This window comes from Aquitalea magnusonii, from assembly GCF_003202035.1.
In the GTDB taxonomy this organism is placed as follows: Bacteria; Pseudomonadota; Gammaproteobacteria; order Burkholderiales; family Chromobacteriaceae; genus Aquitalea; species Aquitalea magnusonii.
Genome location: NZ_QJKC01000009.1, coordinates 116,527 through 131,417, shown reverse-complemented (window position 1 = coordinate 131,417; position 14,891 = coordinate 116,527). Strand labels below are relative to the sequence as shown.

14 protein-coding genes are annotated in these 14,891 nt (G+C 63.7%); 5 read left to right on the top strand and 9 right to left on the bottom strand.

The genetic code is table 11. The annotated features are described in order from the left end of the window. Positions 1 to 37 precede the first annotated feature (37 nt). On the top strand, positions 38 to 586 hold the full coding sequence (locus DFR38_RS11370; protein WP_082693395.1) for a peroxiredoxin: 549 nt from the start codon (positions 38 to 40) through the stop codon (positions 584 to 586). A gap of 89 nt (positions 587 to 675) precedes the next feature. On the opposite strand, the gene yddG is transcribed toward DFR38_RS11370, so the two are convergent. From yddG to glpK, 5 genes are all read right to left on the bottom strand, one after another. Further along, a complete protein-coding gene (gene yddG, locus DFR38_RS11365) occupies positions 676 to 1,572 on the bottom strand; it encodes an aromatic amino acid exporter YddG (RefSeq protein WP_110313413.1) in 897 nt (298 codons plus the stop codon). Positions 1,573 to 1,649: 77 nt separating this feature from the next. After that, positions 1,650 to 2,384, bottom strand: coding sequence for an AraC family transcriptional regulator (locus DFR38_RS11360; RefSeq protein WP_110313412.1), 735 nt, complete (start codon positions 2,382 to 2,384; stop codon positions 1,650 to 1,652). A gap of 138 nt (positions 2,385 to 2,522) precedes the next feature. Beyond that, a complete protein-coding gene (glpD, locus tag DFR38_RS11355) occupies positions 2,523 to 4,061 on the bottom strand; it encodes a glycerol-3-phosphate dehydrogenase (RefSeq protein ID WP_211310753.1) in 1,539 nt (512 codons plus the stop codon). Between the two features lie 332 nt (positions 4,062 to 4,393). Then, a complete protein-coding gene (locus DFR38_RS11350; protein WP_059287481.1) occupies positions 4,394 to 5,098 on the bottom strand; it encodes an MIP/aquaporin family protein in 705 nt (234 codons plus the stop codon). Positions 5,099 to 5,325: 227 nt separating this feature from the next. Then, positions 5,326 to 6,822 carry a glycerol kinase GlpK gene (glpK, locus tag DFR38_RS11345; protein WP_110313411.1) on the bottom strand — a complete coding sequence of 499 codons (1,497 nt, stop codon included), beginning with the start codon at positions 6,820 to 6,822 and terminating at the stop codon, positions 5,326 to 5,328. A 622-nt stretch (positions 6,823 to 7,444) separates the two neighbouring features. Between glpK and pyk the strand changes: the two genes are divergently transcribed. Continuing rightward, positions 7,445 to 8,854, top strand: a complete 1,410-nt coding sequence (gene pyk, locus DFR38_RS11340) for a pyruvate kinase (protein ID WP_110313410.1) — start codon at positions 7,445 to 7,447, stop codon at positions 8,852 to 8,854. Positions 8,855 to 8,952: 98 nt separating this feature from the next. Here the strand turns inward: pyk and DFR38_RS11335 are convergent, their stop codons facing one another. The 3 genes from DFR38_RS11335 to DFR38_RS11325 form a co-directional block, all read right to left on the bottom strand. Continuing rightward, positions 8,953 to 9,879 (bottom strand): dienelactone hydrolase family protein, encoded by a 927-nt coding sequence (locus tag DFR38_RS11335; protein WP_110313409.1) that lies wholly within the window; start codon positions 9,877 to 9,879, stop codon positions 8,953 to 8,955. Then, a complete protein-coding gene (locus DFR38_RS11330) occupies positions 9,869 to 10,642 on the bottom strand; it encodes an alpha/beta fold hydrolase (protein WP_110313408.1) in 774 nt (257 codons plus the stop codon). Before DFR38_RS11330 ends, DFR38_RS11335 begins: the two co-directional genes overlap by 11 nt. A gap of 150 nt (positions 10,643 to 10,792) precedes the next feature. After that, positions 10,793 to 11,791: a sulfate ABC transporter substrate-binding protein gene (locus DFR38_RS11325; RefSeq protein WP_059287549.1), complete on the bottom strand. Its 999-nt coding sequence runs from the start codon at positions 11,789 to 11,791 to the stop codon at positions 10,793 to 10,795. Between the two features lie 211 nt (positions 11,792 to 12,002). Here DFR38_RS11325 and DFR38_RS11320 point away from each other — a divergent pair, with 211 nt between their 5' ends. Both DFR38_RS11320 and DFR38_RS11315 read left to right on the top strand, forming a co-directional pair. Beyond that, a complete protein-coding gene (locus tag DFR38_RS11320) occupies positions 12,003 to 12,575 on the top strand; it encodes an RBBP9/YdeN family alpha/beta hydrolase (protein WP_110313407.1) in 573 nt (190 codons plus the stop codon). Between the two features lie 128 nt (positions 12,576 to 12,703). Continuing rightward, positions 12,704 to 13,243 (top strand): DUF2059 domain-containing protein, encoded by a 540-nt coding sequence (locus DFR38_RS11315; protein WP_059287585.1) that lies wholly within the window; start codon positions 12,704 to 12,706, stop codon positions 13,241 to 13,243. Between the two features lie 52 nt (positions 13,244 to 13,295). On the opposite strand, the gene DFR38_RS11310 is transcribed toward DFR38_RS11315, so the two are convergent. Beyond that, on the bottom strand, positions 13,296 to 13,880 hold the full coding sequence (locus DFR38_RS11310) for a helix-turn-helix domain-containing protein (RefSeq protein ID WP_110313406.1): 585 nt from the start codon (positions 13,878 to 13,880) through the stop codon (positions 13,296 to 13,298). An 84-nt stretch (positions 13,881 to 13,964) separates the two neighbouring features. Between DFR38_RS11310 and DFR38_RS11305 the strand changes: the two genes are divergently transcribed. Then, positions 13,965 to 14,858: a DMT family transporter gene (locus DFR38_RS11305; RefSeq protein WP_059287584.1), complete on the top strand. Its 894-nt coding sequence runs from the start codon at positions 13,965 to 13,967 to the stop codon at positions 14,856 to 14,858. Positions 14,859 to 14,891: the final 33 nt, after the last annotated feature.

Here is a 14,891-nt window from a genome sequence, read left to right as displayed (position 1 = left end):
TGACGCCCAGGCCACCGCAGTACTACGGAGTCATGCCATGAAACTGTTATCCCGTCTGTGTCTGGCGCTGGGTGTCAGCGCCCTGCTGTGTTCGGCGCTGGCCCAGGCCGAACTGGCCAAGGGCGCCGCCGCGCCCGACTTTCGCACCGAAGCCTCGCTGGGCGGCAAGCGCTTTCAGTATTCGCTGAACGAAGCGCTGCAGCACGGCCCGGTGGTGCTGTATTTCTACCCGGCGGCCTTTACCAGTGGCTGCACGGTGGAAGCCCACCTGTTTGCCGAGGCGGTGGACAAATTCAAGGCGCTGGGCGCCACGGTGATTGGCGTGTCCGGCGATGACATCGAAAAGCTGCAGCGCTTTTCCGTGTCCGAATGCCGCAGCAAATTCCCGGTGGCGGCCGATGGCGAGCGCAAGATCATGAAAGCCTACGACGCGGTGATGATTCCCGGCACCAGCTACGCCAGCCGCACCTCCTATGTCATCACCCCGGACCACAAGGTGTGGTACAGCTACAGTGCCATGGACCCGAACCAGCATGTAGCCAATACCATGCAGGCGGTGGAAGCCTGGAAAGCCGCGGGTCACTAAGACCCGCTCACAAACCCCCCGATTCTGCGTTGCGCCGACTTGCCGTACTCACTGTACTGTCTGCGTCGGCGCGCCTTGACTCGGGTGCTCTACGAGGTTTTGTGAGCGGCTCTAAACCGGTCTCCGCCAGCCCGCGCCGCCAGCGCCGCCCCGCCGATGATGGCCAGGCAGGCCAATAGCAGGCTCCAGCTGGGCGTGGCCAGGCCAGCGGCCAGCAACAACAGGGTGGAAATCAGCGGCGCGGCATAGGACAACACCCCCAGCAGCGGCAGATCGCCCTGCTTCATGCCGATATCCCAGGTAAAGAAGGCGATACCCACCGGCCCCAGGCCCAGGGCCAGCACGCCCAGCCAGGCCGACCACGGTGCCGTCCATACAGTGCTTTCTCCGTACAGATGACACAGCGCCGCCAGCAAGGCCGTCGCGGCGCAAAACCAGCCCACGGCATCGGTCGGCACCTGCGCCACCAGCCGGCTGGCCACCGAATACAGCGACCAGATCAGCGCGCACAGCAAGGCCATCAGATAGCCGGGCAGATACTGGCCGGCAAAACCGCCCTGCCCGCCGCCCAGCAGCAACCAGCAGCCGCCCAGTGCCAGCAGGCCGCCCAGCACATGCCAGCGCGACAGGCGATGGCCGGGCAGCATGGCGGAAAACAGCAGAATCAGCAGCGGCCACAAATAGGCCAGCAGGCTGACCTGCACCGCCGGGGCCAGCCGCATGGCCAGAAAGTAACAAAAGTGATAACCGAACAAGCCGCCCACCCCCAGCGCCCAGGCCAGCGGTGGCTGGCGCAGGCATGCCAGTGGCGACTGGCCGGCGCGCAGCCATTTGGCCAGCATCAGGCCGAAGGCCAGCGCAAAGCTCATGGCCAGCAACTGAAACGGTGGAAACACCCCGGCGGTCAGCCGGGTCAGCAGGGCCAGACTGCCCCATAACACAATGGACAGACTGCCGATCAAGGTAGCCTGGCGGCGGCTCAGCATGGCAAAACACCCCGGATGGAAAGCAATGCGCCAGCGTAACGTGCGCTCGGCCAGCAGGCTTTGGCGAGCTGGCGGGCTTATTTGCCGTGCTGGCGGAAGTGGCTGGGCGCGATACCGAAATGACGGCGGAAGCGGTCGCTAAAGGCGGACAGGCTGGCATAGCCGCAGTGCTCGGCCACCTGCTGTACCGGCAAACAGCCCTGCTCCAGCAACAGCCAGCCATGCTGCATGCGCTGCTCCAGCTGGTATTGGCCGGGGCTCATGCCCAGCTGGCGGCGGAACAGCTCGGACAGCTGGCGCACGCTCAGATGCGCGGCCGCCGCCAGCTGCGCCAGGCTGATGTCTTCGGCAAAGCGCGCATCCAGCAGCGCGCGCGCCGCCGCCACCCGCCGGTCCAGCTGCAAGGCAGCGCCGGCCCGTTCGGCCAGCAATTGCGTCAGCAGCAGCAACATCTGCCGCCGTCCGGCCACAGCGGCCTGTGGCCGTTGCAGCTCCTCGCGCAAAAAGGCGACATAGGCCAGCAGGCCGGCATCCAGCGGCAGGAAAGCCGGCAGCTGCGCCAATTGCGGCGCCAGCGCCGCCGGCACATTGGCCACCACAAAGGCATTGTCGCCGGGCGCAGCAAAGCCGTGGCCGCTGCCCGCAGCGATCACCGCCAGCTGGCCGGCCTGCACCAGGCCGCCACGGCCGGCCACATCCAGCTCCAGGCAGCCACGCACCGGCAGCACCAGCTGATGGTAATCATGCTGGTGCTGCCGGCTTTCCTGCTGGTAGCTGCGCAGCTCCAGCAGCAGGTCGTCTTGATGGGGCATGTGCCCATGGTAGCGGCATGGCAAGGGGCTGCGTGCAGGCTGCTACAAAAAAATGCCCCACCGACAAGGGTGGGGCCAGGGGAGGAGACGGGAGCAAGCCCCGATACAACAAGATACGCCAACAACAAACGCGATCACTCAGCCCGGCTGGGTGCCGGCAACCAGCCGCTCAGGCTGACGCAAGCCAGCGCCGGCACGGTACTGCGCCAGCCAGCCATCCAGGATGGCGCCGGCAGTAGCCGGCAAATGCAGCCGCAGCTTGCTGCGCCGCCACAGGATGTCCTCTGCCGTGAGCGCCCATTCCTGATCCACCAGATAGCTCAGCTCGGCCTCATACACGCCGGGCAGGATTTCCGCCCCCAGCTCGCTCAGGCTGCGGGCACTGCCGATCAGCGTGGCCAGGCGCGTGCCATAGCTTTTCACATAGCGCTGCAACAGCGCGGTCGGCAGCCAGGGATAGCGCTGCTGGCTGGCCGCCAGGAAAGCCGCCGCGTCGGCGTTTGGCATGTCGCCACCGGGCAAGGGCACGCCGGCCGTCCAGGTGGGCTGGTGATTGCCCAGCAGCGGGGCCAGTCGGTCTACTGCTTCTTCCGCCAGCTTGCGGTAGGTGGTGATCTTGCCGCCAAACACCGACAGCATTGGCGCACCGGCACTGTCCAGCTCCAGTGAATAATCACGCGTCACGCTGGAGGCATTGCTGGCATCGTCGTCCAGCAGCGGGCGCACGCCGGAATAGGTGCTCAGCACATCATCCGGGCCGATCTGGCTGTTGAAATAGCGATTGCTCATGCGGCACAGATAATCCACCTCGTCCGCATCGATGGCCACGGCACCGGGGTCGCCGTGGTATTCCACATCGGTGGTGCCGATCAGGGTGAAGTCGTTTTCATAGGGGATGGCGAAAATGATGCGCTTGTCCGGATTCTGGAAAATATAGGCATAGGGGTGATCGAACAGCTTGTTCACCACGATGTGGCTGCCCTTGACCAGACGGATGGACTTGGGCGATGGCAGCTGCAGGGTGTCTTGCAGCAGGCTTTCCACCCAGGGGCCGGCGGCATTGACCACGGCACGCGCCGCTACCTGCTCGCGCTGGCCGTCGCTATGCTGCAAGGTACAGATCCAGCGCTCGCCCTCGCGCCGCGCCGCCACACAGGCGGTGCGGGTGACGATGCGCGCACCGTGTTCGGCGGCGGCCATGGCATTGAGCACCACCAGCCGCGCATCCTGCACCCAGCCATCGGAATAGACAAAACCACGCTTGAAAGCGGCCTGCAGCGGCGCGCCGGACGGATGGCTGGCAAAGCTGATGGTTTCCGAGCCGGGCAATACTTCACGCCGCGCCAGGTGATCGTACAGAAACAGGCCGCAGCGGATCATCCATTCCGGGCGCTGGCTGCTGTCATGCGGCATGACAAAACGCAGCGGCCAGATGATGTGCGGTGCAGCCTTGAGCAGCACTTCGCGCTCCTGCAGCGCCTTGCGCACCAGGCCGAATTCGTAATACTCCAGATAGCGCAGGCCGCCATGGATCAGCTTGGTGCTGGCCGACGAGGTGTGCGAGGCCAGGTCGTCCTTTTCACACAGCAGCACGGACAAGCCGCGCCCTGCCGCATCGCGGGCAATGCCGGTGCCATTGATGCCGCCGCCAATCACCATCAGGTCATAGAGTTTCACAGTGCAATCCTCGGTCTTGTCTGCATCCGGCCTGCGCCTGTCGCTACAGGGCAAGAAGGCGGATTCTGCTTGTTGATGCTGCTTAGCATAGAGTCATACGAATACAAATTCAACACAAAATGTTCGTTTGTTTTCGTTTTGTGCGCTGCAATGTGCGTATAGACCACAATATTGTTTGCTCGCCGCCGCCAGGCGCCGGCGCCGCCTTCTTCCCCCTGCCCTGCCGGCAGCGGCAGAACACCCGGTCACGGGCAGGAACTGCACATAAAAAAAGCCACCCGCAGGTGGCTTGCCGGCCCCGAACCTCCGGGGCGACCAGGAGCAAAGCAAAATCACAGATGGGTGTAGGTCACCGCCGCCAGGGTGGCACCCAGCAAGGAACCCACTACCGGCACCCAGGCATAGCCCCAGTCGCTGGAGCGCTTGCCGGGAATGGGCAGCAGGGCATGCATGATGCGCGGTGCCAGATCGCGCGCCGGGCTCATGGCATAGCCGGTGGTACCGCCCAGCGACACCCCGATGCCCAGCACCAGCAGCGCCACCGGCAGGGCATCCATCGCCCCCAGCGACATCTTGGGCGCCACCATGCTGAGGATGGCAAACACCAGCACAAAGGTGGCCAGCACCTCGGACAACAGGTTGCCCGGCAGGCTGCGGATGGCCGGGCCGGTGCAGAAGGTGGCCAGCTTCAAATCGGCACATTCGGTGGTTTCGTAGTGCTTGCGGTACATCACCCACACCAGCAGCGCCCCCATCATGCCGCCCAGCATCTGCGCCAGCACATAGCCGGGTACACGGGCCCATTCAAACTTGCCAGCCACCGCCAGCGCCACGGTCACTGCCGGGTTCAGGTGGGCACCGCTGATGGCGGCCACGCTGAATACCCCGACAAACACCGCCATGGCCCAGCCAAAGGCAATCACGATCAGGCCGCTGTTATGGCCCTTGGTATTGTTCAGCAGCACATTGGCCACCACGCCATTGCCCAGCAACACCAGCAGGGCGGTTCCGATAAATTCACCAAACAAAGGATTCATGGTTTTGTCTCCGCGCCAGGGCTCCCGCTACCGTCCGCTACATTGGCAGACAGCTGCTCTCCCCGACGCTGCTACCACCGCAGCAGACCGCTGACGACACCTATATCGCCATGCCGGCTGCCTGGTGGACACTCAGGAAAATGAAGCAAGACAACCGCCGGACTGTGCATCCGGCCCACCGTCCGCCCGGGCAAGGCGGCGGCGGGACAAGGCGGTCGGTTTGCGACTCAGGATTCAGCCCAGGCCTTGGCGGCGTTGACGGCGCGGTTCCAGCCGCGGACATTGTCCGCTACCTGTTCGGCAGCCATGTTCTGCTGGAAGCGACGATCCAGCTGCCACTGGCCCTGGATATCCGCCACGCCATCCCAGTAACCCACGGCCAGGCCCGCCAGATAAGCGGCTCCCAGCGCGGTGGTTTCGGTGATTTTCGGGCGCACCACATCCACGCCGAGGATGTCGGACTGGAACTGCATCAGCAGTTCGTTGACGGTGGCACCACCATCCACGCGCAGCTCGGCAATGGCCATGCCGGCATCGGCTTCCATGGCCTTGAGCACGTCCATGGTCTGGTAGGCAATGCTGTCCAGCGCGGCGCGGGCGATATGCGCGGCCTTGGTGCCCAGCGTGGCACCGACAATGGTGCCGCGGGCATTTTGCTGCCAGTGCGGCGCACCCAGCCCGGCAAAGGCCGGTACCAGATACACGCCATCGCTGCTGTCCACTTCCTGCGCCAGCGGGCCGACATCGGCCGAATGGCGGATGATGCCCAGGCCGTCACGCAGCCATTTCACCACCGCGCCGCCAATGAAAATGGAGCCTTCCAGCGCGTACTGCACCTGGCCATCCAGCTTCCAGGCAATGGTGGTCAGCAGATTGTTGGAGGATTCGATCGGCTTGCTGCCGGTATTCATCATCATGAAGCAGCCAGTGCCGTAGGTGTTCTTCACCATGCCCGGACGGGTGCACTGCTGGCCGAACAGCGCCGCCTGCTGGTCGCCGGCCACGCCGGCAATCGGGATTTCCACGCCCAGATGGGCGGCATGGGTGTGGCCATACACTTCGCTGGAGCTTTTCACCTCCGGCAGCATGCTGGCCGGGATGCCCATGATGTCCAGCAGCTCGGCATCCCACTGCTGGCTGTGGATGTTGTACAGCATGGTGCGCGAGGCATTGGATACGTCGGTAACGTGTACCTTGCCGTGGGTGAAGTTCCAGATCAGCCAGCTATCTACCGTACCAAAGGCCAGCTTGCCGGCTTCGGCGCGGGCACGCGCACCCGGCACATTGTCCAGAATCCACTTGATCTTGCTGCCGGAGAAATAGGCATCCACCGGCAGGCCGGTCTTGTTGCGGATGGCGTCGGCCAGGCCGCGCTCTTTCAGCTGATCGCAAAATTCCGCGGTGCGGCGGTCTTGCCAGACGATGGCGTTGTATACCGGCAGGCTGGTTTCACGGTCCCACACGATGGTGGTTTCGCGCTGGTTGGTAATGCCGATGGCGGCAATGCTGCGGCCATCGATACCGGCCTTGGCCACGGCTTCGGCCGCGACGCCGGCCTGACCACCCCAGATCTCCTGCGGGTCGTGCTCCACCCAGCCCGGCTGGGGGTAGATCTGACGGAATTCCTTTTGTGCCAGCGAAACGATGTCGCCCGCCTGATTGAACAGAATGGCGCGGGAACTGGTGGTTCCCTGGTCCAGAGCCAGGATGAACTGGTTTTTCATGTGAGGTGTCTCCTTTGCAATCCAAAGGGCCGTTGCAGGCCGAGCGCTTTTTTGCTGACTGGTGTTGACGGCATCACCTCGAACACTCCCGCCTGACAGGCCAGGAAAGTGAGGCAGCAATCTTTGTTATGTTGTTTTTTGTATTTATATTGTTCGTTTTATTTTCGGCCCATTCTAGTTGTCACGATTCAGCTGTCAATCAACACGCATAAAACTTTCGCAGTTTGCGGAAATCCGACCAGCCGCCTACGGCCACCTGGCCGTTTTGCAGCGCACGATATCGCAAATGACTATGGTCTGTAAGCACTGCACTACAAGGATTTGCGCCTTTCTTGCTTTGCAGCAAACCAGCCGTTTTGCCGGACGAGGCAAAATAACAACACCATGCGACGGCTGCGCAAGCAAAACGCGCATTAAGCGCACCCGGAAAATTTGTCTACTGGCAAGACGGCAACACCCAGACCAAGTGCCGGCAAGGTAGCGCAGCCACTACAGCGCGGATGTGGCAGCATGATGCGGAAACAAAGAGACCCTGACAGGCAACTAGCCTGCAGATCAGGCGCACCGGACAACACCTCACGCCCGCCGGCAGCACTGGCCGGGCATCGACAAGGACCAAGACATGCTCCGCAATACCAAGATTCTCGCCACGCTGGGACCGGCCTCCAGCAGCCCGCAGCAGATCCTGGCGCTGGCTCGCGCCGGGGTGAATGTGTTCCGGCTCAATATGAGCCACGGCAGCCACGACGACCACCGCGCCCGCCTGGCCGCCATCCGCGCCGCCGAAACGGCAATGGGCCGCCCCATCGGCGTGCTGGTGGATCTGCAAGGCCCCAAGCTGCGCATTGGCACCTTCCCGCAGGGGCCGGTCACCGTACACACCGGCCAGCCCTACCGCTTTGTGCTGGACCAGGTGGACGGCGATGCCGAGCAGGTCACCCTGCCCCACCCGGAAGCCTTTGCCGCGCTGGAACACGGCCATCACATCCTGGTGAATGACGGCAAGCTGTCGTTTCACGTGGAACGCGTGCAGGACCGGGTGATCCACACCACGGTGGCGGTGGGCGGCGAGCTGTCCGACCGCAAGGGCTTCAACCTGCCGCAAACCATCCTGCCGCTGTCGGCCATCACCCCGAAAGACCGCAAGGATGCCGAATTCGCGCTGCAGGAAGGCGCCGACTGGATTGCCCTGTCCTTTGTGCAAACCGCCGAAGACGTACGCGAACTGCGCCAGATGATCGGTAACAGCGTGGGCATTGTGGTGAAGATCGAAAAACCCTCTGCCGTCGACCAGCTGGATGAAATTGCCGAACTGGCCGATGCGGTGATGGTGGCCCGTGGCGATCTGGGCGTGGAACTGCCACCGGAAGACGTGCCGGTGGTACAGCGCCGCATCGTGCACCAGTGCCGCCATCTCGGCCGTCCGGTCATCGTGGCCACCCAGATGCTGGAATCGATGATTTCCGCGCCTACCCCCACCCGCGCCGAAGCCAACGACGTGGCCACCGCCGTGTATGAAGGAGCCGATGCGGTGATGCTGTCGGCCGAAACTGCTGCCGGTTCCTTCCCGGTGGAAGCGGTGCAGATCATGGACCGGGTGATCCGCCGCGTGGAAGGGGCGCCGGACTACCGCCGCGTGATGGCACTGGACTACAGCGCGGCCGAGGCTCCCGGTCAGGCCGATGCCATTGCCGCCTGCGTGCGCAAGGTGGCCTCCATCCTGCCGGTGACCGTCTCCGCCGCCTTCACCACCTCCGGCTCCACCTGCCTGCGGCTGGCGCGCGAACGCCCGCACACCCCCATCATGGGCATCTCGCCGCGGCTGGACACCGCCCGCCGCCTGACCCTGGTATGGGGCGTGGTGGCCTATAACGGCCCGGATGCGGAAAACCTGGAAGACATGGTGGTGAAAACCACCTTCTGCGCCACCAAGCTGGGGCTGGCCGAACAGGGCAAGCCGATGGTGATCATTGCCGGCGTTCCCTTTGGCACACCGGGGGCCACCAACCTGCTGCGCATCGTCTACCCCTGATCGGCCTGCTGGCCCACCGCGCATGAAAAAAGCCGCCAACGGAATCCTCCGCTGGCGGCTTGCTGTTTTCTGACGCTACCCTGCTCTGCCCGCCAGCATCAGGGCGATGTGGCAACGCCATGCAAGCGCGCAGCCACGGCTGGCAAGCCTTGCAAAAAGGCATCCAGCGGTGCGGCCCACAAGGTTGCCGGGTGGCGGCTCAGCCCATGGCCGTCGCCATCCGGCACCGCAGCGGCATGCACAAAGCGCGTCGGGCTACCGCCCGCAGCAAAAGCCTGATGCCAGGCCACCGGTTCATCCGGCCCCCAGTACTGGTCGTTTTCGGCGTAAATCCACAGATTGGGCAGGGTGGTATGCCGGCCCAGTTCGCCATACAGGCGGGTGAGCTGTTCTGGCTCGCAGCTTTGTCCCGGTGATTTTTCCGGATTGCCCCCGGCACCGCCGGCAAAATTGATATAGCCGATCACCCCGGGCGGGGTGGTGGCGCCCACCGCCACCGTGAGCAAACCGCCTACCGACTGCCCTTCCAGCACGATGGGCTGGCCCGCCCCCCAGGGCTGCTGGCCAATCCAGCGGATGGCGGCCTGCACCGCCGCGCCGCCCGCCTCGGCGGTATGACGAAAATCAGGCTGACCGCTGCACTGGCCCGGCGCCAGCATGTGGGCGCTGTGATATTCCGGGTCGCCACCACCAGTGCTGCCATAGCCCGGCCGGATGGGCGCCACGATGATGAAACCCTTGCCCAGCCAGTACGCCAGCTGGCTGCGGCCCATCGGGTATTTCAGCTGGTGCCGCTCGGCCGCGCTGCCCGCCCGGCCGTGGGAAAACAGCAATACCGGAAACGGCCCATCCCCGGCGGGGCGGTACAGCAGGGCCGGCATGTCCAGCGTGCTGCCAAACAGGCCGGCACCGGGCAGGGGGATGCTGACTTCCTGCGGGGCAGGCAAACTGGCGGCGCGTACCGGCAGCACCAGACAGAGGGCCAGCAGCAGGGCTTGGCAGTAAGCACGACATTCACGCCACATGATCTTGCTCCAGAATCGCGGCCAGCAAGGCAGCCAGGCCGGCAGGGTTGTCTTCACTCATGGCATGGCCGGCATCAGCCAGCACATGCACGCTCACACCATCTTGCGCCAGGCGGGTCAGCGCGGGCTGGGGCAAGGAGCGCTCGCCCACCACCACATCGCGTGGCATGCCCAGCGCCAATAACTGGCTACGCCAGCTAGGTTCGCCCCCCTGTACCAGCGACACCGCCGCCCGGTGTACCGCTGGCGCATGGCTGGCGGCCAGCGAGCCGGCCCACAGCGGGCTGCCTTCGCAACTGGCCAGCCGCGCCAGGCGGCGCTGGCCGCGCTGGATGAATGCGTCTTCGCTCATGGCTGCCAGCGCGCGGCTGAACACACCGCCGCCGGCATCCAGATTCGGCTCCAGCAATAGCAGCCGCGCCACCTTGTCCGGGCGCAGGCTGCTGGCGGCAATGGCCACGGCCCCACCCATGCTGTGACCGACCATGTGCAGCTGCGGCAGGTCCAGATGATCGAGCAGGTCGGCCACCGTTGCGGCATGGGCGGCGATGGTATAGGCGAAGTCATCCGGCCGGTCGGAAAAGCCGGCGCCCAGCAAGTCCAGCAGCAAACAGCGCTGACCGGCCAGCGCCGGATCGGCCGCCACACGGGGAAAGTCGCTGGAGCCTGCACAGCCCAGGCCATGGATGAACAACAGCGGCACACCGCGACCGGGCAGATCGTGATAGCGCAGCGCGCCGTGCTGACTGTGAAAAACCTGCATGCAACCGCTCACCCCGTGACATGAAACGCAGGGCATAGTCTAGCGCGAGCGGGCAGGCGCGCGTAGGCTGCCGTTTTTAAAGGCCACGCCGGCAAGAAAACAGGCCGCATGTGCGGCCTGTGGTCTGTCACAGCGCGACTGGCGCTGCTGTTATTTTTTGCTGTAGAGCTGGTCGAACACACCGCCATCGGCAAAGTGCTTTTTCTGGGTGCTGCGCCAGTCGCCAAACACCTCCTTGAGGGTGAACAGCTTCACCTTGGGAAACTGGCTGGCGTACTTGGCCGCGATCTTGGGATCACGCGGACGATAGTAGTTTTCGGCAGCAATGGTCTGGCCTTCCGGGGTGTACAGGAACTTCAGATAAGCCTCGGCCTGCTTGCGCGTGCCCTTCTTGTCCACCACCTTGTCCACCACCGCCACCGGCGGCTCGGCCAGAATGGAAATCGACGGCGTCACGATGTCGAACTTGTCCGGCCCCATTTCCTTGATGGCCAGCACCGCTTCGTTTTCCCAGGCCAGCAGCACATCACCCAGGCCGCGCTGGGTAAAGGTCAGCGTGGCACCACGGGCACCGGAATCCAGCACCGGTACGTGCTTGTACAGTTCGCTGACATAGGCACGCGCCTTGGCCTCGTTGCCGCCGTTTTTCTTCAGGGCATAGCCCCAGGCCGCCAGATAGTTCCAGCGGGCACCGCCGGAGGTTTTCGGGTTCGGGGTAATCACCTGCACATCATTGCGCACCAGGTCGCCCCAGTCCTTGATCCCTTTCGGATTGCCCTTTTTCACCAGGAACACGATGGTGGAGGTATAGGGCGAGCTATTGTCCGGCAGGCGGGTTTGCCAGTTTTTCGGCAGCAGGCCCTCATCCGCCAGCACATCGATGTCGTAAGCCAGGGCCAGCGTGGCTACATCAGCCGCCAGACCATGCTGGATGGACAGCGACTGCTTGCCCGAACCACCGTGCGACTGCTTGATGGTGAGCTCTTCGCCGGTCTTTTTCTTCCATTGCTCGGCAAAGGCCTTGTTCACGTCCTGGTACAGCTCGCGGGTGGGGTCGTAAGACACATTGAGCAATTCGGCCGCCTTGAGCGGGGTCACCGCCAGCAGCAGCACGGCTGCCAGCGCTTGCAGATTGGTGCGGATAGTCATGGGTGGCTCCTGAGTCGGTGGGCTGTTATGCAGCACACTGTAATCAGGATTTGTTTAGTTCCAGAAATGATTGTTTTTCATTCTGTTATTCTAATTAAGTCTATAAAGATCGCACCGTTAATTTCTCAATTGCATATAAAAACAATTATTTATTACTTTTTGCGCTATCCGGTTTGTCCTATAGTGGCTGCTTCAGGATAAGGACTGCGCCATGACGCACATTGCCGACGATTTCGATTTCATCATCCAGCCCGGCTGGAAAGGAAGTGGTGCCGACCACTGGCAAAGCCATTGGCAGCAGCGGCTGAACGCCATCCGGGTGGACAATGCCAACTGGGAACAGCCCGATCTGGACAGCTGGCTGCAAGGGCTGGACCAGGCGCTGTCACAAGCGCGCCGCCCGGCCATTGTCATCGCCCACAGCCTGGGCTGCATTACCGTGGCGCACTATGCGCGCCGGCACCCGCAGCGCATTGCCGGCGCCTTGCTGGTGGCACCGGCCGATGTGGAGCGCCCCTTCGTGCCGCGCGAACTGCTGCCCTTCGCCCCGTTGCCACGCCAGCCGCTGCCCTTTGTCAGCCGGGTGGTAGCCAGCGACAACGATCCCTTCTGCAAGCCGGCCCGCGCAGCGCGGCTGGCCGGCTACTGGCAAAGCCCGCTCTCCTGGCTGCAGCAAGCCGGGCATATCAATGTGGCCTCCGGCCATCAGCAATGGGAAGAAGGACTGGCCTTGCTGCCGCCCTTGCTGGAACGCGCCCGCGCCCAGCGCCAGGCCGCCGCCTGAGTCAGCGCGCCGCACCACTGGGGAACTGTCCCCACCGGCAGGTCATCAAAGCTGCTTTGACCACGCAGGCTGGCGGTGTCACACTGCCTGCCTTGTGTATCTGATGCCCATGCCGAAAAGGATGTCTCATGTTTGCTGCTAGCCCGATCAAGACCGCCATTGCCGCCATTGCGCTGACCCTGCCCATGCTGGCCCATGCTGACGCCGCACAGGATGCCGCCGCCAAGGAACTGGCCCAGGTGATCGGCCTGAACAATATGCCGAACGACCTGGCCAACCGCACCACCGGTTCGGCCGCCCCGCTGCTGCAGGAATATTTCGTCAAGAACAAGATCAACCTGACGCCGGAACAGCAGAAAAAGGCCCAGGATGGCTTCAAGGGCTACGCGGATGGCGTGCACAAGAGCGCTGCCGATTATTTCAACTCGCCCGCAGTGAAAAAGCAGTTCGAACAGGAAGTGGTCAAGAATTACAGCGCCCAGTTCTCTGCCGCCGAAATGCAGCAGATCGTGGCCTTCTACAAGACACCGGCCGGCCAGAAGCTGATGAAACAGCAGCCGGTGGTGATCGACGGCATCATGAAGAGCATGCTGGGCTCGGCCGAAAAAACCCTGCTGCCGAAAATGCGCAGCGCTGCCGAAGCCTACGGCAAGTCCATCACCAAGTAAGACCTGTCAGCACCGACAGCACCATGATGAAACGGCCCTGCGGGGCCGTTTTTCATTGATCCTGATGCGGCACCATCAGCACACTCTTGGTGAATGTGCAGGGCTCCGCGCCCAGATTGTGATAGCTGCATGGCTGATCCAATGCAAAGGCCAAGGACTGCCCGGCTTGCAACACATGGGTTTGCTGTTGCAGCGGTAACTGCAATTGCAGCTGTCCGGCCAGTACGTACAGCAGCTCCTGACAGCCGGGCGCATCGGCCTCGGCCAGATAACTGTCACCAGCCGCCAGTTGCCAGCGCCACAGCTCCATTGTCATGCCCGGCATGGCCAGCGACTCCAGCAAGCTGGCATGACTGTCCGCCCGCTCGCCCTGCCAGATGCGCAGGGGCAAGCCCGGCCCCTTGTCCGCCAGCGGCGGCGGCCGCACCACCTCGGCAAAACTCAGCCCCAGCGCCGAGGCCAGCTTGTCCACGGTGGCAATGCTGGCATTGCTTTCCCCGGCCTCGATATTCACCAGCATGCGGCGGCTGATGCCGGCGCGCTCGGCTAGCCTTTCCTGGCTGTAGCCCTGCTGCTGCCGCGCCTGGCGCAGATTGGCCGACACATTCTGCATCACTTCCAGCGAACCGTTGCTCATGGCATTGGGCAATATATTGCACAGATGATAATAAGTGCATTATATTGCACTTACCTAGTCACCAGCAATCTGCGACCCGCCATCATGACCACCCTGACCGCCAGCGCCAGCCTGCCACCGCGCCACTCCCACCTGCCCGACATGGTGCTGATCGTGGTCACCATGATCTGGGGCTTCACCTTTCTGGTGGTACAACACGCCCTGCAATGGGCCGGCCCCTTCGGCTTTGTCGGCCTGCGTTTTGCCGTGGCCGGGCTGATTGCCATGCTGCTGTGCTGGCGCGAGCTGGCCGGCATCCGCCGCACCGAGCTATTGACCGGCCTGCTGGTGGGCAGTGTGCTGTTTGGCAGCTACAGCCTGCAGACTCTCGGCCTGCAGCTGATTCCCAGCAGCAAGTCGGCCTTTCTCACCGGCCTGTATGTGCCGCTGGTGCCCTTATTCCAGCTGCTGCTGTTTCGCCACCGCCCCAGGTTGGCGGCCTGGCTGGGCATTCTCGTCGCCTTCGCCGGGCTGGTGCTGCTGTCCGATCCGCGTGGCCTGCACTTCAGCTTCGGTGCGGGTGAATGGCTGACCGTGGCCGGCGCGGCCATGATCGCACTGGAAATCAGCCTGGTCGGACGCTTTGCCGGCCAGTGCCATCCCCGCCGGGTGGCGGTGGTGCAGCTACTGACCGTGGCCCTGTTATCCGGCTGCGGCTGGCTGATCAGCGGTGAAGCCGCCCCGCAGCCACAGCCTGGCCTGCTGCTGAGCCTGCTGGGCATGGGGCTGGCCACCGCCGTCATCCAGATTGCCATGAACTGGGCGCAGAAAACCGTCCCCGCCACCCGCGCCACCATCATCTATGCCATGGAGCCGGTATGGGCCGGGCTGGTGGGTGCGCTGGCCGGCGAACAACTGGGCATCATGGCCATCAGCGGCGCGGCGCTGATCGTGGCCAGCGTGCTGATCAGCCAGCTGGGCGGACGCCGCCCGCACTGAACGGCAGTGCGGCAAGCAAAACCACTTGCCAGT

Bases quoted from the DNA above. Each gene is read 5' to 3' on its own strand.
- DFR38_RS11310 (WP_110313406.1), bottom strand. From the start codon at position 13,880: ATGAGCAACGGTTCGCTGGAAGTGATGCAGAATGTGTCGGCCAATCTG.
- DFR38_RS11350 (WP_059287481.1), bottom strand. From the start codon at position 5,098: ATGAATCCTTTGTTTGGTGAATTTATCGGAACCGCCCTGCTGGTGTTG.
- DFR38_RS11320 (WP_110313407.1), top strand. From the start codon at position 12,003: ATGACGCACATTGCCGACGATTTCGATTTCATCATCCAGCCCGGCTGG.
- glpK (WP_110313411.1), bottom strand. From the start codon at position 6,822: ATGAAAAACCAGTTCATCCTGGCTCTGGACCAGGGAACCACCAGTTCC.
- DFR38_RS11305 (WP_059287584.1), top strand. From the start codon at position 13,965: ATGACCACCCTGACCGCCAGCGCCAGCCTGCCACCGCGCCACTCCCAC.
- DFR38_RS11325 (WP_059287549.1), bottom strand. From the start codon at position 11,791: ATGACTATCCGCACCAATCTGCAAGCGCTGGCAGCCGTGCTGCTGCTG.
- DFR38_RS11315 (WP_059287585.1), top strand. From the start codon at position 12,704: ATGTTTGCTGCTAGCCCGATCAAGACCGCCATTGCCGCCATTGCGCTG.
- DFR38_RS11335 (WP_110313409.1), bottom strand. From the start codon at position 9,879: ATGTGGCGTGAATGTCGTGCTTACTGCCAAGCCCTGCTGCTGGCCCTC.
- DFR38_RS11370 (WP_082693395.1), top strand. From the start codon at position 38: ATGAAACTGTTATCCCGTCTGTGTCTGGCGCTGGGTGTCAGCGCCCTG.
- DFR38_RS11360 (WP_110313412.1), bottom strand. From the start codon at position 2,384: ATGCCCCATCAAGACGACCTGCTGCTGGAGCTGCGCAGCTACCAGCAG.
- pyk (WP_110313410.1), top strand. From the start codon at position 7,445: ATGCTCCGCAATACCAAGATTCTCGCCACGCTGGGACCGGCCTCCAGC.
- yddG (WP_110313413.1), bottom strand. From the start codon at position 1,572: ATGCTGAGCCGCCGCCAGGCTACCTTGATCGGCAGTCTGTCCATTGTG.
- DFR38_RS11330 (WP_110313408.1), bottom strand. From the start codon at position 10,642: ATGCAGGTTTTTCACAGTCAGCACGGCGCGCTGCGCTATCACGATCTG.